We start from the raw sequence: 26840 nt of genomic DNA on the forward strand, positions 1-26840 counted from the left end.
TCTGACTAAAATTTAAAATCCGTAAGTTGTTGAATGGAAACCCAGTTTCAACAAGCCTTGTCTTACATCCGGTGCATTCATAAAGAGATTCCACAAAAATTGGTTTTTATGGTTTTCTATCATTGGCGCAATAGTTCCCTGATCTATCGCCAAATATCTTGGTGTTACCCAATTATACTGAAGTGAATATGCATCATAAGGACCAGCAACTCCAACATATTTTGAGTAATTCTCATTGTAAAGAAATCTTAAGAAATCCATACTTTCTGTTGGCGTGTATGGAATATCAGAAATAGCCGCCGTTGGAGAAATTATTCCTAAATCGTTGTTTGGCTGGTGAGCGGAATATCCTGTTGTTCCATCAGCATTTCTGGAATAACTGGCTGTAAGACCCCAGCTTTTTGAATTATATCCTGAGAAACCTTTAGGATTTGTCACACAATATTGATACATAATCTTTGCATGATTGGTTGTAGCATCTCCATAATTGACATATTCATCATATAAACCTCTTGGATTAAGTCCTAAAAAGGAATAATGTGACCAAAACATTGGACCAACAGTTCCTAACGCTCCATTATGATTTACAATTAATGGAATTCCAAATTGTGAACCTGAAGATTTGATGGCACCATTTTTTGCCCAGCCGTTTTGATAAACAGATTTGTTAATTGAATGTGTAGGAGAAGCTGCTGCCAAAACATAGGTAATAAGTGTCTCATCAAACCCCTGTAATTTCATGTTCATTTCAAAATTATAGTTAGGCGACCAATGCCAATACAAGGCATCCTGACCTTGTGTGTACCAGCTCCATTCTATACCTTTCCACAAGTCATCTGCCTTCTGAGCGAGAGCTAATTCTGAAGCGTTCGTTGAACTTTTGAAATATTCTCTTACACAAATTAATCCTTGTGCAAGAAAGGCAGTTTCCACCAAATCTCCTCCATTATCTTTTGTTCCGAAAGGAATTACATTTCCATTGGTTCCATTAATCCAATGTGGCCATGCACCATGAAAACGATTGGCATTTTGTAAAAAATCAAGAGCAGTTGTCAATCTCGAAACAGCCTCCGGCTGAGAAACATAACCATTCTTAATTCCTACTAAAATCGTCATCAGTCCGAAACCAGAGCCGCCTGTTGTCACAATATTAGCATCATTACTTGGATCATCTGTATGGTATCTTTCTCTTGCTAGTTTTGAGTTGGTTTGTGCAAAATCCCAAAAATATTTGATGGCATCTTTCTGCGTCATTTCTACAATCTGCGCATCTGTATAAACAGTTGCTGGTTCTTGTGGATTATTTATCAAAGTATCATTTGGATCCCAATTGCTGTCACTTGAACAGTTATAAGATAGAAAAAGTACTATAGATAAAGTTGTAATTCTAAAAAAATTCTTTTTGGACATCTTGTTTATTTTTTATGAAAAACACTTTATGGTTTAAAGCCATAAAGTGTTTTTTACTATTAATTTAAGTTATCTATAATAAATTATTGCATGCTTGCTTTTACTCCTGCTTCATCAAGAGACTTATCATAAATTCTTAATTCATCAATCTGACTAAGATCTGACAAGTGATTCCAATAAGTAAATGAAGGTGCTCCAGAACCGATCGTGATTGTAGAACTAGAAGAAAAATCAAAGGCTGTATAAGTAGCTGTTCTTTGTAAAACACCATTAAAATAAATTTTGGATTCTGTTGGAGATACAGTAACACCCACATGCACCCACGCGCCTCCGGCTACAGCAATATTTCCACCATCATTCCAAGATTCACCTCCACCTGTACCAACATTCATTTTAATAGTCTGTGAGGTTGCACTACCTTCTCTGAATAGTCTAAGGCCTCCATTTCTATTCTCATCAGAGTTATTAGCATTGTCGTTGATAGTGATAATACCTGCTCGGTCTGGCGTTGCATTTACTTTATACCAGAAAGTAAAACTCATCCCATTAGCACTATAAAGTCCATTCAGCGGAAAAGTCAAATATGAACCTGTTGCACCTTGGAAAGCCGCACCAGATTTTCCTCCAGAGACTGTAGAAGGAGTTCCAACAACTGCCGGGTTAGCACCACTTAACAAATCCGTAAATACATTACCTGCAAAAAATGGTACATAAAACTTCTCACCATATAATGCCGTATATTTATTATCGATATTAAATGTTACAGTTTTTGTAGATGTTTTTCCGGTAAGATCTTTTGCATTAACTGTAAATGTATGATTTCCTAATCCTAAGTTTTTTGTGTAAATTTCAGAATAAGTTCTATAATCCAAGAAACTACTGTAAGATTTTTGAACCGTACCATCAACCAGGATTTCAACGCTTGCAATTTCTATATCGTCTGAAACTTTATAGTCAAATTTAAAATCTGTTGTAATATCAGTAAACGGAATTGTGACATTTCCAGAAGGACTATTAATAGTAATTACAGGAGCTAATTTATCTTCTCCTTGTGCTATTTGACTAATGTCATCTATATAACCGTCTTCACATGCAGTTGTCATTGTAAACAAAGAAACTGCCGCAAAAGTTAATTTTATTATATTTTTCATTGTATTTATGTCTATTAATTACTCTAAAGATTGGATTTTTTCTAATTGAGCTAGTGGATAAGGTAAGAATTGTTTGTCCATAGTAAAGGTTCTGCCATCATAGCTTAATGCTGCAGTGTTCCCTAATCTTACCATATCAAAATAACGAATTCCCCACTCCATTCCTAACTCTGCATATTTTTCATCCATCACCTGATCTGCCGTCACAGAGGCTAGCTCAGCTAAATTTGCTCTTCTTCTCACTACATTCACTGCACTAACTGCTGTTCCTGCAGATGGATTGGCTCCTCTCGCAACAGCTTCAGCATACATCAAAAGAACTTCAGAATATCTGGTAATTGTATAATTTTTATTAGATCCATAATCATTTCTACCTGGAATCAACTGATTAGATGGTAAATAATGCTTACCGCTAAAGAATAATGCTCTTGCAGAGTTATTAATAACATCATTACTTGGAGTAACATTAGACACCCAAGATGGCAATGTTGAAAATGCTGGATCCTCTTTAATTTTAGCAATACCGTCTGGTGTAAACAATACACTCGTTACCAATCTTTTTTGCTCATTTCTACTAAGCATGAATTTTATATACTTCAAACTTGGCTCATAGAATCCCCAACCTGCGTTAGCTCCAGTTACAGATGGAGTCCAGCTTGTAGGACCGTAAAAATCCCACAGATGTCTGATATTATTTCCAGTCGCAACACCAAAATCAGAATACTGAATTTCTAACAAATTCTCATCTGCTAATTTTCCAGGAATTTTGAATAAGTTATAATAATCATCTGTAAGTGAGAATTTACCTGAATTAATAATTAATCCAGTCGCATCTGCAACAGCTTGGTAATTTTTAAGTTCCAAGTTTGCCATTGCTTTTACTGCCAAGGCTGTATATTTAGTAACACCACCTCTGATATCTGTACGCTGATTTGGTCTCAAGTCTGGTAGATTTGGAACAGCTTCATCCATCTGAGAAGACACCCAAGACATTACATCGTCTTTAGATCTAAGAGTCAACTTTGTTTGATCCAGTTCTTCCATTACAATAACTCTTCCCCAAACTCTTGAAATTTCTAAAGTATAGAAAGCTCTAAGTGTTTTACATTCTGATAAATACTGGTCTATCAATTGAGAATTAACACCGCCAGCTCTGAATTTTTCCAGTTCGTTCATCTGAGAGGTTACCTGTACTATTCTTTGGTACCAAATTTCCCATAGAGAATTGTACATCCAGTAACTACGATCGTAAGAATAATTATCTGTATCTGTGAAAGGTGCCTGATCACCCTTACCTCCAGCATTAACATCGTCTCCTCTCACAGAAATTAGTGGAATCTGCTCCCATCCAAATCCGGTATCACCATTATCAGACGCTTTCTTACCTGACAAAGTTGCGTAAGCGCCCATCACAGCACCCTTAGCACCTTCAGTACTACTGTAATCATAACTATTGCCAGCATCCAGTTCCATAGGTTCATCCAATTTACTATCGCAACTTGATAAACCTATAACACTAACGAGCAAAATTGCTTTTATATATATTATTTTTTTCATTTTGTTAAAATTTATTTGTTAGAATTTTATGCTGTAACCTACAGACACTACAGATGGAGTCGGGTATAGATCTAAATCAACTCCGTTATTATTAACCTCTGGATTCATTAAGTTTTTACTTCGGCTCCACATAAATGGTCTGTCTGCTGTCAATGTAAATCTCATTTCTGGAATATCATTAGCTTTTAAAGTATAGCCTAACTGAATATTTTGAACTCTGAAGAAATCTCCCTTCTGTAGCCAGAAACTCGAAAGCTTTTGATTATTCCAGCTTTGACGGTAACCTTCCGAAGAAACATACTCATTAGTTGTTCCTTCTCCATGCCAACGATTAATAGCAAAATCTGCATCGATATTTCTACCAGTTGTTCTAATAACTTCAGTACGATTTCTATTCAAAATTACGTTTCCTCCTTGACCATAGAATGCTACAGAAAGATCCCAGCTTTTGTAATTAACAGCAACAGATCCTCCATAGTAATAAGTTGGAACCGGTGCTCCTAAATATGTTCTATCACTGTCGTCTATTTTACCGTCGCCATTTAAATCTTTATATTTAAAGTATCCTGGTTTAACTGTTCCCGCTCCCTGATTTGTATTTGCATAAACAGCTGTTGGATCTGCGTTGACTTCAGCTTGATTTTGATAAACACCATCCAGCACATAACCATAAAAGACATCAATTGGCTGATCGACAACTAAACGTTGAGGAAAGTCTCCTGATCCACGAGCGATAAATGCTTGACCATATAAGTCCGTAATATTATTTTTGATTTGGCTAAAATTACCACTTATACTATAACCCCAATTTTCTCCAATCTTATCTCTCCAGCCAGCAGATATTTCGTAGCCTTTGTTTCTCATTGTCCCAACATTTGCATAGCTAACTTCACTACCAATTTTAGGTTGAACTGGAATAACCAAGCTTTCCGTATCTTTTATAAAATAATCAGCTTCTAAAGTCAAACGTCTATCTAAAAATTCTGTTGATAAACCAATATTGGTTTCTTCAGTAAATTCTCTTCTAACATCATCTTTATAAGTTGTAAATTGAAATGCAGGTACAAAGGTATCAGCAAAAACAGAATTAACCGCAAAAGCAGTACTTGGTCTACTTGCTGCTACACCATCATTAGCCAGCCTTCCCCAACCAGCACGGAACTTTAATAGATTAATCCAGCTAACATTTTTCAAAAATGATTCTTCTGAAACAACCCAACCTAAACCAACTGCTGGTAGATTGATTGTTTTTTGATTCGGATATTTGTTAGAACCTTCATTTCTTAGTGTTCCATAAACAATGTATCTATCTTTAAATTTATAAGATAATCTTCCAAAATATGATGTTCTATAAAAACGATATGGCTCACCTTCTGATACGACTCTCCCGGTAGGAGCCGTATTGTTATAGTACCAAGTACTTTCATTATCTCGGGAAAACAAACTTCCTTCAAAGAAATTACCCTTCATTGTTAGGAACTTATAAGACTGATCCGCAAAAGATGTTCCTGCTAATGCCGTAATGTCGTGGTCCCCAAAGGATTTCGTCCAGGTAAGTGTATTATCTAAAATATAATCTTCATAAGTCGCATTATTTCGAGTTATCGTTGAATTTTCTAATGTTCTTTGAAAACCTTTTTCACTATTTACGAAATAAGGTAGTTCCATTAGACGCTCATCTATTGTTCGATTATTATAAGAAAGAGTGGTTTTGAATACTAATTCTTTAGGAAGTAAACTGATTTCTGCGTAAGCATTAAAGTTAGTTGACTTCTGAGTTCCAAGTTTATTAACGTTATCCATCAAAGCGAATGGATTATCGTGTCCTCTGTAGCCTAAAATCTGAGCATCAGCGTAAGGACGTACAGTTGCATTTGTAAATAATGGATCAAAGACAGGCATTACTGGTACTGCGTAATAAATTTGTGACCAAGCGGATGCTTCATCATCATATTTTTCACCACGAGTATAATTAATTACCGCTCCAACATTTAACCAATTGGTTGCTTTAGCGTCAATTTTAGCTCTGATATTAAATCTCTGATAACTATTCTTCATATTCAGAATACCATCCTGAGAAAAGTAGTTTCCTCCTAATGAATAAGCTACTTTATCAGACCCACCATCTACTGAAAGACTGTGACTCTGGATCGGCGCGATCCTTAATGCCTCTTTATACCAATCAGTATTTACGTTAGGAAGATTTGGATTTGTTCGGCTTCTTCCATATCTTGCTATAGCAGATGCAATAGCATCAATTTCAAACTGAGAACCAGACTCCAAAGCAAAATTCGTAAACTGTTCTGTATTTGCCATCTTTGTAACATTGTTAGCATACTGAGCACCATAATAAGTATCGTAAGAGAACTTAGGCTTTCTATTATAGTTTCCTCCTTTTGTTGTAATAACTACAACTCCATTGGCAGCTAAAACACCATAAATAGCTGATGCTGAAGCATCTTTAAGGATTGTAAAATCCTGAATATCGTTAGGGTTCAAGAATTCAATATTGTTAACAAATAAACCATCCACAACGTATAGTGGTTGATTATCACCTTGTAAAGAGTGAATACCTCTAATATTCATCTTTGGAGCCTCACCTGGAGAACCATTTACAACAATCTGAACCCCAGCAACTTTTCCCTGTAATGACTGAGTTGCCTGACCGGAAGGTGTCTTCACAATATCCGCAGCTTTTACAGTAGTAATAGCACTCGTCAGATCCACCTTTTTTGCAGATCCATATCCAATCACCACCACCTCTTCTATCTTGTTTTCTTTAGCAGTAGTATCCTGTGTGGATTGGGCATGTAAATTGCCACCAAAGTACATTGCGGCAATCAACAATGGTAATTTCACATAATTTTTTCTCATAATGTTCTTATGTATTATTTTCTTAGTCCGAATATATATAATTTTTTAACACCACGTTAATTTTTATTAACAAAGATTTAATTACCTAACAATCAATTATTTAATTTTAAAAATTGACGAATTTTCCGACAAATAGCCTTTGAATTATTCCCCATTTTTTGGCTCAATATTTGTCTATTTAACATAATGTAACTTTTAATTACTCACTCTGAGTGATTAGTTCTTAAGTTTAGCATAAGATTAAATCATTAATATAAAAAATATGAACACAAACAGATTATCGCCCCAAATGCAAGAGGCACTGATAAAACAAATGACAAAAGAAGCGCACGCTTCACAAATATTTCTTTCTTACGGATGTTGGGCTGATGTAAAAGGCTACGGTGGAATCGCCAATTTCCTTTACAGACACTCGCAGGAAGAACGAAATCATATGATTAAAGTTATGCGCTATATTCTCGACCGAGGTGGCGAAGCAAGAGTGGAAGCCATTCCTGCACCACCGGAAAATCCGCAAAATTTAACAGAGGCTTTCAATAAAGTGTTTGAACACGAAGTTGAAAACACGACCGCTATTTATGAGATTGTCAATTTATCTTTTGAAGAAAAAGACTGGGCAACCTGGAATTTTATGCAATGGTTTGTAAAAGAACAAATTGAGGAAGAAAAATTAGCGCTTGAGTTGATTGACAAATTGAAAATCGCAGGTGGGGACAGTGCTTCGGACGAATCTCTTTTCACTTTGGACAAAGCTTTGGAATCTGCGCCAGACGACGTTTCCCTACCGCAAGAAGCAACGGCTGAAAATCCTTCTTAACAACAAATTAAATATCACTAACTTTGATCTCCGTTTTTTACGGAGATTTTTTATTAATTTAATATTCAAAAATAAAATGGCAGATATTATAGAAAGCAATCACAATAATCAGGAAGATTTTTACAAATCACTTAAAGAGAAATTAGAAAGTCAACACAATTTTCCGGAAGAGTATTTGTTTAAGTTCATTGTTCCCGGAGATTCAGAAAAAATCACGGAAATTATCCGAGTTTTTGATGGTCTCAAATATACTTTATCAAACAGAGAAAGCTCCAAAGGTAAATACACTTCCGTTTCTTTGCAATGTTTCGTGATGGACGCCGATCAGGTGATTGACATCTATCAAAAAGTTGCGAAAATCGAAAATGTGATGATGCTTTAGAAACAAATGATAATTGATGCTTGATAAATATTTTTTGGAGTGGCTTAAAACTTGTATTTTAGTCATTAGTATTTTAAAATTTTAAGTTATGAAAAAAGCATTTTTCAGAGTTCTAAACAACATCAACAAAGCAATTCTACCAAAATACAGCAAGCGGGATTTTACTTCACTTAACAAATTTCAAAAACTGATTTTCGGTTATCGATACAAGGTTTTGCTAAATTCATTAGACTAAATTGTCAAATTTCAGATATAATAAAAGCGTTCAAATTACTTTGAACGCTTTTATTATATCTGAAATCAATCTTAATCTATAATTTAATTTAAAATTTAGTTTTGATGAATAACTTAAATTAATTTTACAATATTAACTCAATTATCTAGAACCAGCTTTGATCGAACAGTGAACGAACATAGGACGAAGAAAGATACTACAAACCAAAGTGAAAATTTTACACTCTTGATCTATCATCTGTTAAGGTGGTTATGATAATTATCAAAATGTTTATTATGAATTTTCAAGAATATAGCTGAACATTAATGGTGCACAAATCGTCGCATCACTTTCCACGATGAATTTCGGAGTCGTGATATCCAATTTCCCCCAAGTAATTTTCTCATTTGGAACAGCTCCCGAATATGATCCGTAAGAAGTCGTAGAATCTGAGATCTGACAGAAATAACTCCAGAACGGAATATCGTGCATTTCCATATCCTGATACAGCATCGGAACCACACAAATTGGGAAATCGCCTGCAATTCCACCTCCAACCTGGAAGAATCCAACACCTTTTCCACCAGAATTTTTCGGATACCAATCAGCCAGATAAGCCATATATTCGATACCGGATTTCATTGTAGAGAATTTCAAATCGCCTTTGATGCAATAAGACGTGAAAATATTTCCCATTGTAGAATCTTCCCAACCCGGAACCACGATTGGCAGGTTTTTCTCAGCCGCTGCGATCATCCAGGAATTTTCTCTCGGGATCTCATAATACTGCTCAAGAACGCCCGACAAAATCATTTTGTACATATATTCGTGTGGGAAATATCTTTCTCCTTTTTCGTCTGCATCTTTCCAGATTTCGTAGATGTGTTTCTGTAATCTTCGGAACGCTTCTTCTTCCGGGATACAAGTGTCAGTTACTCTATTCAAGCCTCTTTCCAAAAGTCCCCACTCTTCCTGAGGCGTCAGATCTCTGTAATTGGGAACTCTTTCGTAATGCGTGTGTGCCACAAGATTCATCAGATCTTCCTCAAGATTTGCACCTGTACAAGAAATGAAATCCACTTTTCCCTGACGAATCATCTCAGCCAGAATTTTCCCTAATTCAGCAGTTGACATTGCGCCGGCAAGTGTAATCATCATTTTCCCGCCATCTTTTAGGTGGGCAACATAAGCTTTGGAAGCATCCACCAACGCCGCAGCATTGAAGTGCAGATAATATTTTTCTATGAACTCAGTAATCGGTTTGCTCATTTTGTTTAAGATTTTTGCAAAGATAAAACTAAAAGCGGAATGTAGCAGCAGCACTCAGGGAAACTCTGCTAAGTCCTTCCTTATTATCTCCAAAATCAAAAGTTTGTCCGTTGTACTTCATCTTGTTGAGTGTACCGCCTGTCAATCCAAGTTTTGGACCTATATAGAAAAATTTGCTCACTTCATACTGGTACGCAAGATTCATCTCTGCACCAAAGTTTGAACCTGTCCCTTTCACATTTCCAGATTTAGTTGTATAACTGATCACACCAAGAGAAATATCTACAAATCCCTTATGTCTTGTGTTCTCATTGAAATTGGAAATCATGACAGAAGGTCCAAAATAAGTGATATTATCCTTTGTATCTGTCGTGAAATAGACCAGATTTCCATTTTGATCTGCGCCAGACAATGTACCTGTACTGGAGGCGCTGTAGTTTGAAAACTTAAGTCCCAGCGCAACAGTTCCTCTCAAGTGGTAATAAGCTGAGATGTCGAAATTCACACCGCTTTTCAGACCTTTGATGTAATCTTCTTCAGCACTGGTAAGACCTTCAGGATTTTCAGCTGTTCTCCATCCAAAACCTACAGAAGGAATAATTGAAAATTTTTCCTGCGCAAAAGAAAATATTGAAGCAGAAAACAATGCTGTAAAAAGTAATTTTTTGATCATATAATTTTTTTCGCAAAAATAATAATTTGTGGCAGTTAGCAAAATTAAATTTTGTGAATATTTTATAACATTCAACTTCCAACATAATTCATTACTTTTGCAAATTCAAATAAAATATAGAATACAATGCTTTCGGTTCAGGGATTAGGCTTACATCACGCAGGAAATTATCTTTTCAAAGACACCAATTTTACCATCAAAAAAGACGACAAAATCGGGCTTGTTGGGAAAAACGGTGCCGGGAAATCCACGCTTCTAAAAATACTTTCCGGAGAGATCAATTTCTTCGAAGGCAACGTAGTTCCTGAGGGCAACATTACCATTGGTTTCCTGAAACAGGATCTTGATTTCGTAAAAGGAAGAACCGTTTGGGAAGAGACGATGCAGGCTTTCGAAATGATCAACAAGCTGAAAGATGAATTAGAAGAAGTCAATCACCAGCTGGCGACAAGAACGGATTACGAAAGCGATGCTTACACAGATCTGATTAACAGAATGACAGACCTGAATGATCTCCTGATGAATCACGATGCATACAATCTGGAAGGCGATGTGGAGAAAATCTTATTCGGATTGGGTTTCAAAGCAGATGATTTTCAAAAAATTACAGACGAATTTTCCGGAGGCTGGCGAATGAGAATCGAGCTGGCCAAACTGCTTCTTCAGAAAAATGATTTGATGCTTCTGGATGAGCCGACCAACCACTTGGATATGGAATCTATCATCTGGCTGGAGGAATTCCTGAAAGATTATCCTGGAGCTATGCTTTTGGTAAGTCACGACAAACAGTTTATGACCTCCACTTGTAACAGGACATTCGATGTGAATAACAGAAAAGTTGATGATTATAAAGCCAACTATTCCAAATATCTGGAGCTAAGAAAAGACAGAAAAGAAAAACTCATCCAAGCCAAAAAGAATCAGGATGCGGAAGTAAAACATACAGAGGAACTGATCAATAAATTCCGTGCGAGTGCTTCCAAAGCATCTTTCGCACAGTCATTGATCAAAAAACTTGACAAACTGGAGCGCATTGAAGTTGAGAATGAAGATGTTTCCAAGTTCAATATCCGTTTCCAACCGAGTGTACAGCCCGGAAAAGTGATCTTCGAAGCAGAAAATCTTGGAAAAGCTTACGGCAAAAAACAAATTTTCGACGGCGTAGATTTCATAGTGGAAAGAGGCGCGAGAATCGCTTTGCTTGGACAAAACGGACAAGGAAAAACGACTTTGGCTAAGATTCTTGCCGGCGACATCACAGATTATTCCGGTAACTGGACTCTGGGTCACAATGTAAATATTGGCTATTTCGCTCAGAATCAGGAAGAAGTTTTGACGCCGGATAAAACGGTTCTACAGGAAGCGGAAGATTCTGCAACCGAGGAAACAAGACCGAGAGTGCGTGATCTTTTGGGATCTTTCCTTTTCCAGGGCGAAGATGTGACCAAGAAAACAAAAGTCCTTTCCGGAGGTGAGAGAAACCGTCTGGCACTTTGTAAACTGTTGCTTCGTCCGTTTAACACATTGATTATGGATGAGCCAACGAATCACCTGGATATTCAGTCGAAGGAGATTATCAAGCTGGCACTTCAGAAGTTTGAAGGTACATTAATTGTTATCTCTCACGACCGTGAATTCCTGCAAGGTTTGTCTGACAAGATCTTCGAATTCCGTGACGGAAGTATGAAGGAATTCCTTGGTGACATCAACGAATATCTGGAGTACAGACAGAAAGAAAGCATCCGCGAAATCTCTGCAGAGAAAGCAAAACTTCATCAGGATGAAGTTCCGGAACCGAAAGTTAAGGTTCAGGAACCAGTTGTAAAGACTCAGGAATCAAATATCATCGTAAGTAAAGAACAAAAAAATATTCAGAACAAGATCAAAAAAGTAGAAGAAAAAATCTCTGAACTTGAATTGAAAATCGAGGAATTTGAAAGTTCTTTCACCAAAGAAAATCCTTCTGAAGAGACTTTGGAAACTTATAATAAAGTTAAAGAAGAATTGGATCTGACTTTGCAGGAATGGGAATTCCTGGGAACTCAGCTGGAAAGCTAAGATTTAAACTTTAAAATAAAATATAAACTGCATTGGATATTCTGATGCAGTTTTTTGCTTCCAATATTCAAATCGTTTTTGTAAATTCACTTCATTATAAAATTAAAAAACACAGTAATGAAGAAAAAGCTCTTACTCTCTGCTTTACTTTTTAGCGGACTAGTTTACGCACAAACTTGCGAAAATATAAAATCCGAGAATGCAAACTTGAAATCTGAAATTCAATCTGTTAAAACGGAAAATGACTATCTCAAAAAAATTCTTGAGATCAATACACCAATTTTAGAGTATGAAAAAGACAACAATAATTTCAGAATCACTAAAGTAACTGGTAATAAAGCAGACAAAACAATCACAATAACTTATCTTGTAGAGGCGAAAGATGTTGATAAAAATCTTATGTACAAGACATTTCCATCATTGATTTGGAAGGAGAATTATACAAAGGTGATCCTTATAAATCAAGTCGTCCTTTCCCAGAATTATCTACCAATGTTCCTATGAAACTTCACTTTTGCTTTAAAGACATTAGTAATAATCCATTGTTAATTAAAATCTTAAGATTCCGGGTTAATTCTTCTCTTAAAAGTAATACATTCAAAAAATCAAACGCTGATATAGAATTTCGAGATTTAAAAGTTAATTGGAATAATTAGTTTTTGTAATTTCACATTAAACAAAACTTAAATATTCAAACAATGATAAACGACATAAAGAAATTTCTAAACGAAGACCAAGACCCAAAAGCAGTCGAAAAGATAACGGAAAAAGTAAATGACCTTTTAACCAATGGCGAAACTTTAGAATATATCGCCGTTCAAAATAAACCGGCAATCAACATTTCTCCAGATTCTATCGTACTTACCAACAAGAGAATTATATTTTTCCGATCCAAATCATTTGGCTTGATTACGGATTTTCAGGATTATCTTTGGAAAGATGTTGCCGAAAGTCACATTAGCGAAGCGATTCTTGGTTCTACTTTCAAGATGACGGCAGTCAGCGGATTTGTTGAAACGATCGATTACATCCCGAAATCTCAGGCGAGAAAACTCTACCAATACGCCCAAGCCAAAGAGGAGGAAATGATAGAATACCGACGCAAAAAAGAATTGGAAGACAAAAGAGCCGTTGCAGGAGGAATTACAGTCAACACAAAATCGGATGAAACTCAGGAGCCAAAACCAATAATTCCTGTAGAAGACCCAATGCAGACTCTCATGAAACTGAAGGCGTTTTTGGATAATGGATTGATATCAGCCGAGGATTACGAAACCAAGAAAAAAGAAATACTGGAAAGAATGTAGAACATCAATCTATAAAATCATAGGGCAAAATGTGAATCGCATTTTGCTTTTTTGTTTTAAATTTACACGCATCAATTACAAACCAATGTATCAAATCTTTCGAAACCATTTAGAAAAATTCATCAAAGTAAATGATAAAGATTTCGAAAAGATTCTGTCTTTCTTCGAGGTGAAGATGTTTTCTAAAAAAGAAATTCTGCTGGAGGAAGGACAGGTTTGCCGCAATAATTATTTTGTTCTCAAAGGTCTTATCAGAAAGTTTTACATCAACGAAAAAGGGACTGAGCAAACCACCGAATTCGCCATAGAAACCTGGTGGATGACGGATAATATTTCTTACGAGCACAAGACACCTTCTGAGTTTTATATCCAGACGGTTGAAAAATCGGAAGTTCTGGTCATTTCAAATGAAGCTCAGGAAAGATTATTGGAAGCGTTTCCTGTGATGGAAAAATATTTCAGAATTGTTTATCAAAGGGCGGTGGCCGCATTGCAAAACAGGGTCAAATATATTTTTTCCTTTTCGAAAGAAGAGTTTTATCTCAATCTTCGTCAGAAATATCCTGAGTTTGTACAGCGTGTTCCGCAATATCTCATCGCATCTTTCCTCGGTTTCACGCCGGAATATCTGAGTGAATTGCGGAAAAAAATTGTTTCTTAAACCAGTTTAAGTTTTCCGGCGTTTTGATTCCGCAACTTTGTCCCATCAAATTTAAATAATTAAAAAAATGGACAAACGAATCAACATCAACACCGTAGAACCGCATGCTTACAAAGCCATGTTTGCATTGGAAGGTTATCTGGCTCAGGCAGAAATCTCTAAATCTTTAAAAGAACTCATTAAAATCCGCGCTTCACAAATCAATAACTGTGCTTACTGCCTGGATATGCACAACAAAGATGCGCTGAAATACGGCGAATCTGCGGAGCGACTTTTCATCTTAAGCGCCTGGCAAGAGGCAGGAAAATTCTTTTCCGAAGAGGAAAGAGTCGCTCTGAAAATGACTGAAGAAATCACGCAGATCTCCCAACACGGCTTGAGTGATGAGACTTATCAAAAAGCTTTAAAAGTCTTTTCTGAAAAGCAAATTGCAGAGATTATTATGGCGATCGTGACCATCAACGCATGGAACAGAATCGCCGTAAGTACGCAACTGCAAATAGGAGAATAATAGATTTCAAAGCGCACTTCTAAAATAACCTCTGCATGTTTTGCTAAAAACATCAAGTTGTTTTAATAAAAAGGTCAAGTTGTTTTCATGAAAACAACTTGACCTTTTTGAGTACCTCTGCAAACCTTCTGTTCATCGGACTTGTAGAAGGGCATTTTTTTGTTATAATTAGCCTTAAAAAACTAAAAATCCCGTTCAAAAAATGAGCGGGAATTAAGGAAAAATAAAATCGAAAAATGAAAATTTATATAACGCCACTTGTGTTTTTTGTTGATTTAAAATGTAAAAAAAAATTCCGGAGTTCTGTCAACCACCTTACCAACAACATTCTTAGAACTCCGGAAAAAAAATAAACTTATGAAAATCCTATTGCTAATTACATCTACGAGAAGTTTTGAACTTCAGATGTTTAAGTATAAGATTTATTTTGTTAATCTTCTAAACAATTAAGTTTTACAGGACAAAAGTAGGTCGGCACGGACTGCAAAGGAAATTTTTGAGGAAAACGGCAGAAATGTGTCGATATTTCGGCGAAATCTTAAAGATATCTTAATAATATCCGATGATTTTCTTGAGATCGTCTTTGTAAGTTTCGCCCACGGGAATGATGAAATCTTCCAGATGGATATTCTTGTTTACAATCCCTCTGATGGCTTTTATGGGAAGAATGTATGATCTGTGAACGCGGATAAAGTCCTTCTCCGGAAGCTTTGCCATAATGTTTTTCATTGATGATCTTGCGGTAATCTTGGGCGCATTTTTCAGATGAATCTGGATATAATCGTCCAGACCTTCTATCAGGATAATATCTTCATAATCTATCTTGTGCAGCTTGTAATCTGCGCGGATCAGCAAGTGCTGCGCCTGCAATTCTGTGCTGGACATCTGTCTCATCTTGTCTATCGCTTTCTGGAAACGGTCAAACGAAAAGGGTTTCATAAGATAATCTACCGCATTCACATCAAACGCATCCACGGCATACTCGGAAAAAGCTGTGGTGAAGATTACCTTTATGTCTTTTGACAATGTTTTATAAAAATCCAGACCGCTTCTGTTTGGCATTTGAATATCCATAAAGATAAGATCTACAGGAAATTTACGCAGATATTTTTCCGCGTCACTCTGCACGTGGAATGTTTTTTCCAGACTGATATCGTCTATCTTATCCGCAAAAGCTTCAATGATCTTCAGAGCCAGAATTTCATCGTCTATGGCAATTGCTTTTATCATATTTCTGGTGTAAAATTTAAATTAAGTTCAACAAAATACGCTTTTATTTCTTTTTATACTTAATAATGAATAAAGTAAATATGAAAAACGAAGTTAACAAGATCTTTCTTAAAACAAAAAAACGTCTCCGGAAAAGGAAACGTTTTTTCGAAATTTGAAAGTTTCTATTTAATAAAACCTCTGCTTCTAAGCAATGGTTTGATATCGGTCTTGTGACCTGTAAAATCTTCGAAAGCTTTATTAAGATCTACACTGTTACCAACAGAAAGAATATATTTTCTGAAACGGTCGCCGTTTTCTCTCGTCAATCCACCGTTGGCTTTGATCCATTCCCAGGCATCAGAATCCAAAGTTTCTGACCACAGATAAGCATAATAACCCGCCGAATATCCGCCACCCCAAATGTGCGCAAAATATGGTGTGTGGTATCTTGGCGGAACTTGCGGTACTAATAATCCATACTTACTCAAAGCTTGTTTTTCGAAATCCAAAACAGGAATCAGTTGGCTGTCAGAAGTTACTGTATGCCAGTTCATATCCAAAGTTGCAGCCGCAACCAATTCCGTCGTTGCATAACCTTGGTTGAAGTTCGCCGCTTTTTTGATTTTATCAATTAATGCCTGTGGCATTGGTTGTTTGGTCTCGTAATGCAAAGCGTAATTTTTCAAAATCTCAGGTTCCAAAGCAAAATGCTCATTGATCTGGGACGGAAATTCTACAAAATCTCTCGGTGTATTGGCTCCGGAAATCGACGCATATTTTTGATCTGCAAACAAGCCGTGCAAAGTGTGACCAAACTCGTGGAATAAGGTTTCCACATCGTCATAAGAAATCAAAGATGGTTTTCCCGGTGCTGGTTTCTGGAAATTATAAACATTCACAATCACTGGTTTCTGACCTAATGAATGCGATTGCTGAACAAAATTATTCATCCACGCGCCTCCGCTTTTGTTGCTTCTTGTGTAGAAATCCAGATAGTAAAGCGCCAAAGATTTTCCGTCTCTGTCGAACACTTCATACGCTACAACATCCGGATGATAAACAGGAAGATCTTTTCTCACTTTGAAAGTGATGCCGTAGAATTTCTCAGCAGCATAGAACACACCTTTTTCCAAAGCCGTTGTCACTTCGAAGTAAGGTTTTATTTCGTTATCATCCAGGTCATATTTTGCTTTTCGCACCTGCTCGGAATAGAAATTCCAATCCCAGGGTTCCACTTTGAAACCACCTTTCTGCGCATCTATCACTTCCTGAATTTCGGCAGCTTCACGATTTGCAGTTTCTACGGCTGGTTTTGCCAATTGTGCCAAAAGTCCCATTGCCGCTTCCGGCGTTTTTGCCATTTGATCCTGTAAGCTCCATTCAGCAAAGTTTTTCTTCCCGAAAAGTTGCGCTTTCTGCAATCTCAGTTTTGCTAATTTTTCAACAGTTTCTCTGGTGTCGTTGGCATCGCCTTTTTCCGCTCTTGTCCAGGACGCTTTGTAGAGTTTTTCTCTTGTAGCTCTATTTTTAAGATTTTGAAGAAGCGGTTGCTGCGTTGTATTTTGTAATACCAGAAGATATTTTCCTTTTTGTCCGGCTTTCTCTGCGTCGGCAGAAGCGGCAGCAATATCATCGGCAGAAAGTCCGTCTAATTCTTTAGCATCAGAAATCAAAACTGCGCCGTTTTTTCTGGCTTCCAGTAATTTGTTGCTGAACTGTGTTGCCAAAGTCGCCAATTGTTGGTTGATTTCTTTTAGCTTTTCTTTGTTTTCTGCCGAAAGATTTGCACCGGCCAATTCGAAATTAGTTAGATAAAATTCGGTAAGCCTTTTGCTTTCTGCGTCTAATTTATCAGTTTTAACGGCTTTTAATCTTTTGTATAATTTTTCGTTCAATGAAATTTTGTCTGCGTGCGATGCAAAGATGGGAGCGAATTCCTCTTCTAATTTCTGAAGTCCATCATTGGTATTGGAGCTTGTTAAATTATAAAAAATGATGGTTGCTCTTCCCAAAGTCGGTCCGCTATTTTCCAAAGCCAACACTGTATTCTCAAATGTTGGAGCTGCTTTGTCATTGACGATTTTATCAATATTTGCCAATTGTTCTTTTAAACCAAACTCGAATGCAGGTTTGAAGTGCTCGTCTTTGATCTTGTCAAACTCCGGAGCCTGATATTGTAAGGTACTTTTTTTAAGAAATGGATTGTTGTTCATAGCTTTTTCTGTGGTCGCAATCGTCTTTTTCTGCTGGGCGTTTATCATTATATTTCCTGTATTGAAAGTAATAAATGCAACAAGCAATGATGTTTTTATTTTCTTCATAGAATAAAAATTAATTGGGGAATAAAAGTAAGGAAAAGTAATTTCATCAATATGTATTATTATTTATTTGTCAGAAAATTTATTTTAATTCTAATAAAACTCCTTTATGATCGGACAAATTTTTACTTGGATTCCATTCTGAAATTTCGTGATTTAAATTTTTGATAAAATCTTCGCTGATGATAATATGATCGATATTTTCTTTCAGGTTTCCAGTAAGGTTTGTCAATCTGTTATTCCTAAAACTTTCCAAAAATTTTTCCCGGCCAAATTGTGTAAAATAGTAATTATCCGAAAAAGAAATATTCAAATCTCCTGCGTAACAGATACTTCCCAGTTTTGAAAGAGATTCAATATCTTCGGTTTGCTTAATGAGATCTGATTTAAAATTTTTGTCCGAATTTCCAACGATGCCAACGATGGTTCCGTAGACAATCAGATTACCAAAATCGGTTTCGAATTCTGCACAACAAGAGGTTTTATTGTCGTAAGTTTTAAAGATTTGTATGATTGGAAATTTAGAAAAGATGGCAACTCGTCTTTCAGTATCTTTATAATTGTATTGATTATCCAAAATCTTATTTGTTTCGACTTTGTATTGATAATAAGACAGATGTAGAAGTTTATTATATTCGGTTAGGATTAAAATATCAGCATCAATTTCTTTCAGATTCTGAATAATACCGCTTGATTTACTTAAAGATTTAAATCTGTCAATATTCCAGGTTGCTATTTTCATTATAAATAATACTGAGAATCACTTTATTTATCATCGTCATCATCGCCGCTCCAATGATTTTCTTCGAAGGAAATACTGTCCAAAGCGAGCAATTCGGCTTCGCGCTCCAGGGTTTCACGAAGCGTAAATGTGATCATATTTTTGGCTTTTTCCTTGGCAAGTCTTCTGGTCATGGCTTTATCGATGATCATAAAACGTTTGCCCATTCTTCTGGCCGTGTATTTTCGCATTCCGTTTTCTTTTAGGATATCAACGGCCATATCTACGGCTGTCCCCAATGTTTCGCGGTAAATATTATCTACTTTTTTATTGAGGAATTCATAGGCATCCAGACGGTTTTTGGCTCTTACAAAGATTTTGATATTGGGATAATTTTCTTTGGCGTAATCAACAAGGAATTTGTTTTTCTCAGGATCATCGAGGCAAATGACAAGCAATTCCGCATCCTCGATTCCGGCGGAACGGAGCAATGCAGGTTTTGTAGCGTCGCCGTAATACACATTGAAACCGTTGGATCTCAATAGTGCAACTCGATCAGGATCATTATCCAAAACCGTAGATCTGATCCCATTGGCTTTTAGCAATCTACCAACTGTACTTCCGAAATATCCGAATCCCACGATGATGATTTTTCTTTGTTTGATGATGCCGAGTTCTACATTTTCTTCAGATTTTTCTTTGATGAAACGTTTGTCCAGAATTTTTTCTTTGAAGATCAAAAGCAATGGCGAAATACACATGGTGATTGCTACAATCGCCATCAATTCTGAGTTGGCCTGATAATCTATCAAATATAAACTGGCAGAAAAATTAATCAAAACGAAAGCAAATTCTCCAACTTGGGACAACGCAAAAGCGAGGAAAAAACTCTGCTCATTATTCATTTTGTAATACTTTCCGATTCCGAATAATACAACCGCTTTTATGGCTAGAACTATAAACGCTGCAGAAAAAATAAAACCCGGTTTCGATGCGATGATATCAAAATTGATGGTGGCGCCAACACTCACGAAAAATACAGCTAATAATAAACCTTTGAACGGATCAATATTACTTTCCAATTCGTGTCGAAATTCGCTGTTTGCCAGCATGACACCTGCAATGAAAGCACCCAAAGCCGGACTTAAACCAATCGAAATCATTAATTCTGAAACACCAATGACGAGGAATAATGAAGCTGCTGTCAATAGCTCATTCAGTCCGGATCTGGAAACAAATCTGAGAAACGGAATAAAAATATAACGGCCTAATAATATCAATGCTAAGACAGCTCCAATTACCGTAAAAGGCTGCAGCCATTCCGGAATGAAATGTAGCAAAACTTTCTCATGATCTGACTGTGTGATGGCTTTTTGAGATTTGGAAAGGAAAGGCAATAAGGCCAAAATCGGAATGACGGCAATATCCTGAAATAATAAAATTGAAAATGAAGATTCGCCGCTGACGGTTCGGAAAAGGTTCTTCTCCTTCAGCGTCTGCAAAACGATTGCCGTAGATGACATCGCAAAACATAGCGAAATGATGAAGGATTTTTGGAGTCCGAATCCTGCAACGTAAAACACGATGAAGATTCCGACAATGCTCAGCAACATTTGACTCAAACCTAAACCGAGAATCCGTTTTCTGATCTGCCAAAGTTTCTGTGGTTCCAGTTCCAATCCTACTAAAAACAGAAGCATTATCACACCCAATTCTGAAGCGTGCATAATATCTTCCGCATCTCTTCCTGTAAATTGTAAGCAAAATGGTCCGATTAAAATTCCACCAAGCAGATATCCAATCACGGAACTCAAACCCAGTTTTTTCCCCAGCGGCACCATAATGATGGCAACGCCCAGAAAAATAAGGATCGTCATTGCAATTGAATTTTCCGTCATTCTATTTTCAGTATTTCTGATAACTCTTCGCAAAAAACATCAAGCTGTTTCTCATCCAAATTATCGGCGTTATAAATGATATGCGTTTTTTTCAGTTCTATATTATTGATATCCAGAGAAACACGTAAACCTGTCAACAGTTCTTCTGCACTGGTTTTGTATTTTCCTTCTTTGGTATAATTGCCTTCACTTCCGCCAACGCTCGTGATAATCAAAGCGTCTTTTCCTGATAAGATATTCAGTTGACCTTCCGAAATCCAGCGCATATCAAAAACTTCATCGATCCAAAGTTTCAGCAACGGTGGCAGTCCGAACCAAATGATTGGAAAATGAAAAATGATTCTTTCATATTCCACAATCCGTTTGCGTTCCCGAAAAGGTTGAATGTGAAAATCAGGATAATCCTCATACAAATCGCGGAAAGTGACGTTTGGCATATTCTCATAACATTCCAACAATCTGACATTGGTTGTAGAATGTTCGAAGTAGGGATGCGCAAAAAGTACCAGTGTTTTTTTCAAAAGAAACTGCGATTTCAGTAAATATAATGAAAATTTTGTTTCGAATCAAAGGGTTCGATGTTATAAAATTGAAAACAATTTAGGATTTGAGTTGATTTTGTTGTATAATTAATACAAAAAATCAGAACCTAATTTAGATTCTGATTTTTCATTTTATAATTAAGATCAATTTTACCATCCACCAGAAGCACCGCCGCCGCCGAAACTTCCGCCGCCGCCAAAGCCACCGAAACCTCCGCCGCCACTGTTTCCGCCGCCAAATCCACCGCCTCCGAAACTGCCTGGGAATGGGAAGAATCCGCCGCCGTATCTTCGGCTTCCTTTTCTGGAAAGCGTATAATCATCGTCGTCATCGTTGCCACGGTTATTTCTATTCATAATGTTTATGAGGATGATGATAATGATGACAATCAAAATGATTGATCCAATGCTGATTCCGCCGCCTTTGTTCTGCTTCTTTACAATTGGTTTGAATTTTCCCTGAACCGCTTCCATAATAGCAGAAGTTCCACGGTCGATACCATTGTACCATTCTCCTTTTTTGAAACTTGGCGTCACTAGATAATCCAAAATCTGTCCTGCAACCGAAGCTGTCAAATATTGCTCAACTGCTCTACCTTGCTGAATAGACATTGTCCGGTCTTCTGTAGCAATCAGGAAAACGACACCATTATCAACGCCTTTTTGCCCGATTCCCCATTTCTCACCGTACATTGTTGCGAGATAGTTGACATCTTCGCCGCCAGTTGTAGGCAGAATAATAACCTCAATTTCTGTAGAAGTAGAATCGGAAAATTTGATGAGTTTTTGGTTGAGCGCCTCTTTCTCAGATTCCGAAAGAAGATTGGCCTTATCATAAACCGGATAAAGTACGGCTGGTTTTTCCGACACCAACTGAGCTTTGGAAAACAATCCAAAAATCAGAAATAATGCGAAAATATATCGTTTAAGAGAAGCTGATATCATTGGATAATTCATTGATATTTTCCCCATTTACAGGGAAATATTTTTTCAGTTCAAAGCCAGTTTTCAAGATGGCATCTTTAAGACCTTGGTAATAATTTTCTTTTACAAATTCTGCCGTAATCTCATCGTGGATCGTATCCCAAAAAGATTGTTTTACCTTTTTGTGAATGCCTTCATCGCCGATAATCGTGAGATAATGCTGTTCAAAATTCACATAGAACAAAACAGCATTTCTTTCCTTAGTAAGATGCATTTCCAAAGATTTGAAAATACCGAAAGCTTTCTTGGCAAAATCTCCTTCCGCTGTGGAATCAATATGCACACGAATCTCTCCTGACGAGTGATCCTCAGCTATTTTGATGGCTTCCACAAGGGAAGCCATCTCTGTATTTGTAAGAAAGTGATTCATTATTCTGAAAATACAGAAGGTGCTTTTTCTGCCCCCGCTTCTGCTTTGAAATATGGTTTTTCTTTGAAGTTGGAGAAGTTGGCAATAACGTTATTTGGGAACGTTTTGATGTTGGTATTATATTCTTTCGCAGCATCATTATAATAAACTGTTTCGGAACGGATGCTGTTCTCAATCGCCGTATATTCTCTTTGAAAGTTGATATACTGTTGATCCGCTTTCAAGTTTGGATAGCTTTCTACAATTGCCATCAATCGACTTAGTGAACCACTCAATTCGCCTTGTGCTGCCTGAAATTTCGCCATATCAGCTTCGGTCATATTGGTAGGATCTATGTTGATAGAAGTCGCTTTTGATCTCGCTTCCACCACTTTTGTCAATGTTTCGGTTTCAAATTTTGCGTAAGATTTTACCGTTCTTTCAAGATTCGGAATCAAGTTCGCTCTTTTCTGATAAACTGTTTCCACGTTTGACCATTTGGCATTCACGTTCTGCTCCTGACCTACAAAGCCATTTCTAATTCCAACTGCCCAGAATCCGATAATTGCTATAATAGCAACAACCACGATGACAGCGATACAACCTTTACCTTTCATAGTTTGATGTGTTTTAAAATTTTAATTCAACCAAATATACAAATTAAATAAAACCGGAAAATTTTATTTTTCAAAAACCTTGGCTTCTTCCCAAAGTTCATCCATCTTTTCAAGACTGAGATCAGACAAAACTAAATCCTTTGACTTGGCAATTTCTTCCATTTTCTGAAACCTGGAAATGAATTTCGAATTCGTTTTTTCCAAGGCTGTGTCTGCATTCAAACCAGAAATTCTTGCATAATTAATCAAAGAAAAAAACACGTCGCCCAATTCTTTTTCCTTTTTATTAGCCTCAGTTTCAGCGTGAAATTCCCCCAATTCCTCTTCCACTTTCGCCCACGCATCTTCCGCAGAATCAAACTCAAAACCGATTCCCTTCACTTTATCCTGAATTCTGTAAGCTTTGATAATCGGTGGCAAACTCTTCGGAACACCTTCCAGAACGGACTTATTTCCTTCCTTCAATTTCAGTTTTTCCCAATTTTGCTTTACCGCTTCTTCATCTTCCGCAACAGCATCGCCGTAAATATGAGGATGACGGAAAATCAATTTTTCATTTAAAGAATTAATCACGTCAGCAATATCAAAACTCTCTTTCTCCGACCCGATTTTCGCATAGAAAACCAAATGCAGAAGCACATCGCCAATCTCTTTTTTGATTTCCAAAAGGTCATTATTCAGAATCGCATCGGACAATTCGTAAGTTTCCTCAAGCGTCAGATGGCGCAAACTTTCCAAAGTCTGCTTCCTGTCCCACGGGCATTTTTCCCGCAAATCATCCATTATATCGAGAAGCCTTCCAAAAGCCTCCATTTTTTCCTCTCTCGTATTCATTTTATAAAATTTATTTGGGCAGCTTTTCCGCCTTCCGCTCCCAATCTTTTTTGCAGAAATTTTCCAGTTCAATAGAAATTGAGAAAAAGCAAAAAAGGATTTCCGCTCAAGTTGGGCTGCAGCTTGCAAAGCTGAACGTTTGTCTTTTAGATGTTAGTTTCCAACAACTTTCAAGCGACAACTATTTTCTCACATCTTCAATAATGATATGACGATTGACTTTTAGCAATTCCTTCAAAAATTCATCTTGATTTTCCGGTGTGATGTAAAGATCATTTTTATTTTTCGAAAAGACAATCAGTCCGCCCGTTGCGGTTCCACATTTGTGAAAACCGCTCCACATCGTCTCGCCAATTCTGATTTTCGTAATTTTAAAAATATCAACTTTGAAAATATCGAAAATTGCATTTACTATCAATTCGTCTCTATCTATTTTGGTTTTTATTAAAAACCAATTAATCAAAATCAATACATTAACAATTCCTAAAATCAATGTCAGGATTACCCAATTCAATAAATCAAAATTTTTATCTAAAGATGAAATTACGACAACAACTAATAAGAAAAGACTAATCATTATATACATTAATGTATAAATCCAGTCTCTTCTGCTTTTGTAAACTTTCATCAATGCGATTTATTTTGCAACATCGGCACGAACTTGTAAACCCCAAATTCCTCTTTCTCAAACTGCGTATCCGAAATTTTCGTAAATCTGTAAAGAATCTGTTCATCGATTTTCCCAAGCGGAATCACCATTTTACCTCCTACTTTCAATTGTTTCAGTAATTCGGTTGGGAGAACTTCCGCACCACAAGTTACCAAGACTTTGTCAAAAGGCGCAAAAGTCGGCAAGCCCGCAAATCCATCCCCAAAACTCTGGAACTTCGGACGAATATCCAATTCTCTGAAAATCCTGTGAGAAAAATCGAACAAATCTTTTTGACGTTCAATCGTATAAACCAAAGCCTTCATTTTGATAAGAACCGCAGTCTGATAACCGCAACCAGTTCCAATCTCCAGGATTTTTTCACCATTTTCAACTTCCAACAATTCCGTTTGTTCCGCAACGGTTGACGGATGAGAAATCGTCTGCTTCGCTAAAATCGGGAAAGCACGGTCTTCGTAAGCATAATCCTCGAAAACACTTTCTATGAAAAGATGCCTTGGAACCTCGTTCATCGCAGACAAAACAAAACCGTCAGTGATTCCAATCTTCTGATGAAGATAATCCATTAATTGTTTTCTTTTCCCTTTGTGAACGTAAGTATCTCTCATTATTGCTGTTAGTTCTTTGTATTATAACTTGCAATTTCCGAAGGAAAATTTTAAAATCCAAACAAGAATCATAATTTTCAACATTTATTAAAAAATTAATCCCTATTCAGATTAAACTTTATAAATTTGATTGTTTTTTTACCAAATATATAAACATAGTTTCAATTAATTGAATGAACGAATGGATGTTATGCAGAAAATAAGAGCTTACATTAAAGGAACTGGATCTTATGTTCCGCCAAAAATTTTAAAAAATGACTTTTTCGAAAAAGTAGGTTCGTCCGACGAATGGATTTTTAAGAATCTAGGAATCAGAGAACGCCGAATTGCGGAAGGTGAAGTGACCAGCGATTTGGCCTACAAAGCCGGACTCAAAGCTTTGGAAAACACCGATGTAAAACCAGAAAACATTGATTTAATCATCGTCGCAACTTCAACGCCTGACAGACAAGCACCATCCACAGCGTGTTTCGTTCAGGAAAAAATGAATGCGCCACAAGCCGTTGCGTTTGATATTTCGGCAGTTTGCTCAGGTGGACTCTACGGCATTGCAATCGGTTGCCAGTTTATAGAAACCGGAATGTACAAGAATGTTTTGGTTATCGGAGCTGATACTTTTTCAACGATTACAGATTGGGAAAGAAAAGATTCGGTTTTCTTTGGAGACGGCGCAGGAGCAATTTTGTTGTCCGCAACGACCGAGGACAAAGGCTTTTTCGATTTTAAACTGCACGCAGACGGAACTGGGAAATATCATTTTAATATTCCAGCTGGCGGTTCAGAAATGCCGGCTTCGGAAGAAACTTTGAAGCAGAAACTCCATTATTTCCAAATGAACGGAAAAGAAGTTTATGAAACGGCAACAAGAGTTTTGCCGGAAACCATCGATGAAATCTTGGAAGCCAACAAAATGGCTTCTGACAATGTAGATTGGGTAATTCCGCATCAGCCGAGCATCAGAATTCTTCAGGAAACGGCAAGAAAAACAAACATTCCTTTCGAAAAAGTGATGACAAATATGGATAAATACGCCAACACATCCGGCGGAACGATCCCAATCGTCCTTGATGAAACATATAAAAGCGGAAAAGTAAAACCTGGAAATATCTTGCTTTTTGCGGCCGTTGGTTCGGGTTGGACTTGGGGAACTGCACTTTATAAAGCTTAAATTGGTTGTTGTTGTCAGTTGATAGTTGTTGGGTA

At 36.9% G+C, this 26840-nt stretch carries 26 protein-coding genes; 9 read left to right on the top strand and 17 right to left on the bottom strand.

Translation table 11 applies throughout. From position 1 onward, the window contains the following. Window positions 1–12 precede the first annotated feature (12 nt). The 4 genes from OPU68_RS07365 to OPU68_RS07380 form a co-directional block, all read right to left on the bottom strand. Window positions 13–1410 carry a glucoamylase family protein gene (locus tag OPU68_RS07365; protein ID WP_498473381.1) on the bottom strand — a complete coding sequence of 466 codons (1398 nt, stop codon included), beginning with the start codon at window positions 1408–1410 and terminating at the stop codon, window positions 13–15. Between the two features lie 83 nt (window positions 1411–1493). Then, complete coding sequence (locus OPU68_RS07370) at window positions 1494–2561, bottom strand: LamG-like jellyroll fold domain-containing protein (RefSeq protein WP_498473383.1); 1068 nt, start codon at window positions 2559–2561, stop codon at window positions 1494–1496. 18 nt (window positions 2562–2579) lie between these two features. Then, complete coding sequence (locus OPU68_RS07375) at window positions 2580–4118, bottom strand: RagB/SusD family nutrient uptake outer membrane protein (RefSeq protein ID WP_498473384.1); 1539 nt, start codon at window positions 4116–4118, stop codon at window positions 2580–2582. 18 nt (window positions 4119–4136) lie between these two features. After that, on the bottom strand, window positions 4137–6992 hold the full coding sequence (locus OPU68_RS07380; RefSeq protein ID WP_498473386.1) for a SusC/RagA family TonB-linked outer membrane protein: 2856 nt from the start codon (window positions 6990–6992) through the stop codon (window positions 4137–4139). 262 nt (window positions 6993–7254) lie between these two features. Between OPU68_RS07380 and OPU68_RS07385 the strand changes: the two genes are divergently transcribed. The 3 genes from OPU68_RS07385 (at window position 7255) to OPU68_RS07395 (ending at window position 8426) form a co-directional block, all read left to right on the top strand. Beyond that, window positions 7255–7809: a ferritin gene (locus tag OPU68_RS07385; protein WP_498473388.1), complete on the top strand. Its 555-nt coding sequence runs from the start codon at window positions 7255–7257 to the stop codon at window positions 7807–7809. A 76-nt stretch (window positions 7810–7885) separates the two neighbouring features. After that, a complete protein-coding gene (locus OPU68_RS07390) occupies window positions 7886–8191 on the top strand; it encodes a DUF493 domain-containing protein (protein WP_498473390.1) in 306 nt (101 codons plus the stop codon). 88 nt (window positions 8192–8279) lie between these two features. After that, window positions 8280–8426 carry a hypothetical protein gene (locus OPU68_RS07395; RefSeq protein WP_165596627.1) on the top strand — a complete coding sequence of 49 codons (147 nt, stop codon included), beginning with the start codon at window positions 8280–8282 and terminating at the stop codon, window positions 8424–8426. Between the two features lie 273 nt (window positions 8427–8699). On the opposite strand, the gene OPU68_RS07400 is transcribed toward OPU68_RS07395, so the two are convergent. Next, window positions 8700–9674, bottom strand: a complete 975-nt coding sequence (locus OPU68_RS07400; protein ID WP_498473392.1) for a deoxyhypusine synthase family protein — start codon at window positions 9672–9674, stop codon at window positions 8700–8702. A gap of 28 nt (window positions 9675–9702) precedes the next feature. Then, window positions 9703–10347 (bottom strand): hypothetical protein, encoded by a 645-nt coding sequence (locus OPU68_RS07405; protein ID WP_498473393.1) that lies wholly within the window; start codon window positions 10345–10347, stop codon window positions 9703–9705. Between the two features lie 126 nt (window positions 10348–10473). On the opposite strand from OPU68_RS07405, the gene OPU68_RS07410 reads away from it, so the two are divergent. The 5 genes from OPU68_RS07410 (at window position 10474) to OPU68_RS07430 (ending at window position 14884) form a co-directional block, all read left to right on the top strand. Continuing rightward, the gene (locus OPU68_RS07410; RefSeq protein WP_498473394.1) at window positions 10474–12405 is read left to right on the top strand and encodes an ABC-F family ATP-binding cassette domain-containing protein; all 1932 of its coding nucleotides are present in this window, start codon (window positions 10474–10476) and stop codon (window positions 12403–12405) included. A 117-nt stretch (window positions 12406–12522) separates the two neighbouring features. Then, complete coding sequence (locus OPU68_RS07415) at window positions 12523–12909, top strand: hypothetical protein (RefSeq protein ID WP_498473395.1); 387 nt, start codon at window positions 12523–12525, stop codon at window positions 12907–12909. Window positions 12910–13103: 194 nt separating this feature from the next. Then, complete coding sequence (locus tag OPU68_RS07420; RefSeq protein WP_498473396.1) at window positions 13104–13712, top strand: PH domain-containing protein; 609 nt, start codon at window positions 13104–13106, stop codon at window positions 13710–13712. Between the two features lie 85 nt (window positions 13713–13797). Then, entirely contained in the window at window positions 13798–14373 is a 576-nt protein-coding gene (locus tag OPU68_RS07425; RefSeq protein ID WP_498473397.1) for a Crp/Fnr family transcriptional regulator, read from the top strand. A 67-nt stretch (window positions 14374–14440) separates the two neighbouring features. Beyond that, window positions 14441–14884 carry a carboxymuconolactone decarboxylase family protein gene (locus tag OPU68_RS07430; protein ID WP_498473398.1) on the top strand — a complete coding sequence of 148 codons (444 nt, stop codon included), beginning with the start codon at window positions 14441–14443 and terminating at the stop codon, window positions 14882–14884. Between the two features lie 549 nt (window positions 14885–15433). Here the strand turns inward: OPU68_RS07430 and OPU68_RS07435 are convergent. The 11 genes from OPU68_RS07435 to OPU68_RS07485 form a co-directional block, all read right to left on the bottom strand. Further along, window positions 15434–16114 (bottom strand): LytR/AlgR family response regulator transcription factor, encoded by a 681-nt coding sequence (locus OPU68_RS07435; protein ID WP_498473399.1) that lies wholly within the window; start codon window positions 16112–16114, stop codon window positions 15434–15436. A gap of 164 nt (window positions 16115–16278) precedes the next feature. Beyond that, entirely contained in the window at window positions 16279–18357 is a 2079-nt protein-coding gene (locus tag OPU68_RS07440; protein WP_498473497.1) for a M3 family metallopeptidase, read from the bottom strand. 139 nt (window positions 18358–18496) lie between these two features. Then, window positions 18497–19156 (bottom strand): endonuclease/exonuclease/phosphatase family protein, encoded by a 660-nt coding sequence (locus tag OPU68_RS07445; protein WP_498473400.1) that lies wholly within the window; start codon window positions 19154–19156, stop codon window positions 18497–18499. Between the two features lie 23 nt (window positions 19157–19179). Then, complete coding sequence (locus OPU68_RS07450) at window positions 19180–21033, bottom strand: monovalent cation:proton antiporter-2 (CPA2) family protein (protein WP_498473401.1); 1854 nt, start codon at window positions 21031–21033, stop codon at window positions 19180–19182. Continuing rightward, complete coding sequence (locus OPU68_RS07455; RefSeq protein WP_498473402.1) at window positions 21030–21554, bottom strand: NAD(P)H-dependent oxidoreductase; 525 nt, start codon at window positions 21552–21554, stop codon at window positions 21030–21032. Before OPU68_RS07455 ends, OPU68_RS07450 begins: the two co-directional genes overlap by 4 nt. A 171-nt stretch (window positions 21555–21725) precedes the next feature. Continuing rightward, window positions 21726–22520, bottom strand: coding sequence for a TPM domain-containing protein (locus OPU68_RS07460; RefSeq protein WP_498473498.1), 795 nt, complete (start codon window positions 22518–22520; stop codon window positions 21726–21728). After that, window positions 22501–22932 (bottom strand): TPM domain-containing protein, encoded by a 432-nt coding sequence (locus OPU68_RS07465; protein WP_498473499.1) that lies wholly within the window; start codon window positions 22930–22932, stop codon window positions 22501–22503. The genes OPU68_RS07460 and OPU68_RS07465 overlap by 20 nt, the downstream gene beginning before the upstream one ends. Further along, the gene (locus OPU68_RS07470) at window positions 22929–23525 is read right to left on the bottom strand and encodes a LemA family protein (protein WP_498473403.1); all 597 of its coding nucleotides are present in this window, start codon (window positions 23523–23525) and stop codon (window positions 22929–22931) included. The genes OPU68_RS07465 and OPU68_RS07470 overlap by 4 nt, the downstream gene beginning before the upstream one ends. Before the next feature lie 63 nt (window positions 23526–23588). Next, entirely contained in the window at window positions 23589–24359 is a 771-nt protein-coding gene (mazG, locus tag OPU68_RS07475; RefSeq protein WP_498473404.1) for a nucleoside triphosphate pyrophosphohydrolase, read from the bottom strand. Window positions 24360–24540: 181 nt separating this feature from the next. Beyond that, complete coding sequence (locus tag OPU68_RS07480; RefSeq protein WP_498473405.1) at window positions 24541–24987, bottom strand: PH domain-containing protein; 447 nt, start codon at window positions 24985–24987, stop codon at window positions 24541–24543. Next, a complete protein-coding gene (locus OPU68_RS07485) occupies window positions 24987–25637 on the bottom strand; it encodes a protein-L-isoaspartate(D-aspartate) O-methyltransferase (protein WP_498473406.1) in 651 nt (216 codons plus the stop codon). The genes OPU68_RS07480 and OPU68_RS07485 overlap by 1 nt, the downstream gene beginning before the upstream one ends. Window positions 25638–25827: 190 nt before the next feature. Between OPU68_RS07485 and OPU68_RS07490 the strand changes: the two genes are divergently transcribed. Beyond that, a complete protein-coding gene (locus OPU68_RS07490; protein WP_498473407.1) occupies window positions 25828–26805 on the top strand; it encodes a 3-oxoacyl-ACP synthase III family protein in 978 nt (325 codons plus the stop codon). Window positions 26806–26840 lie beyond the last annotated feature (35 nt).

This window comes from Chryseobacterium sp. TB1-D10 (assembly GCF_059803555.1).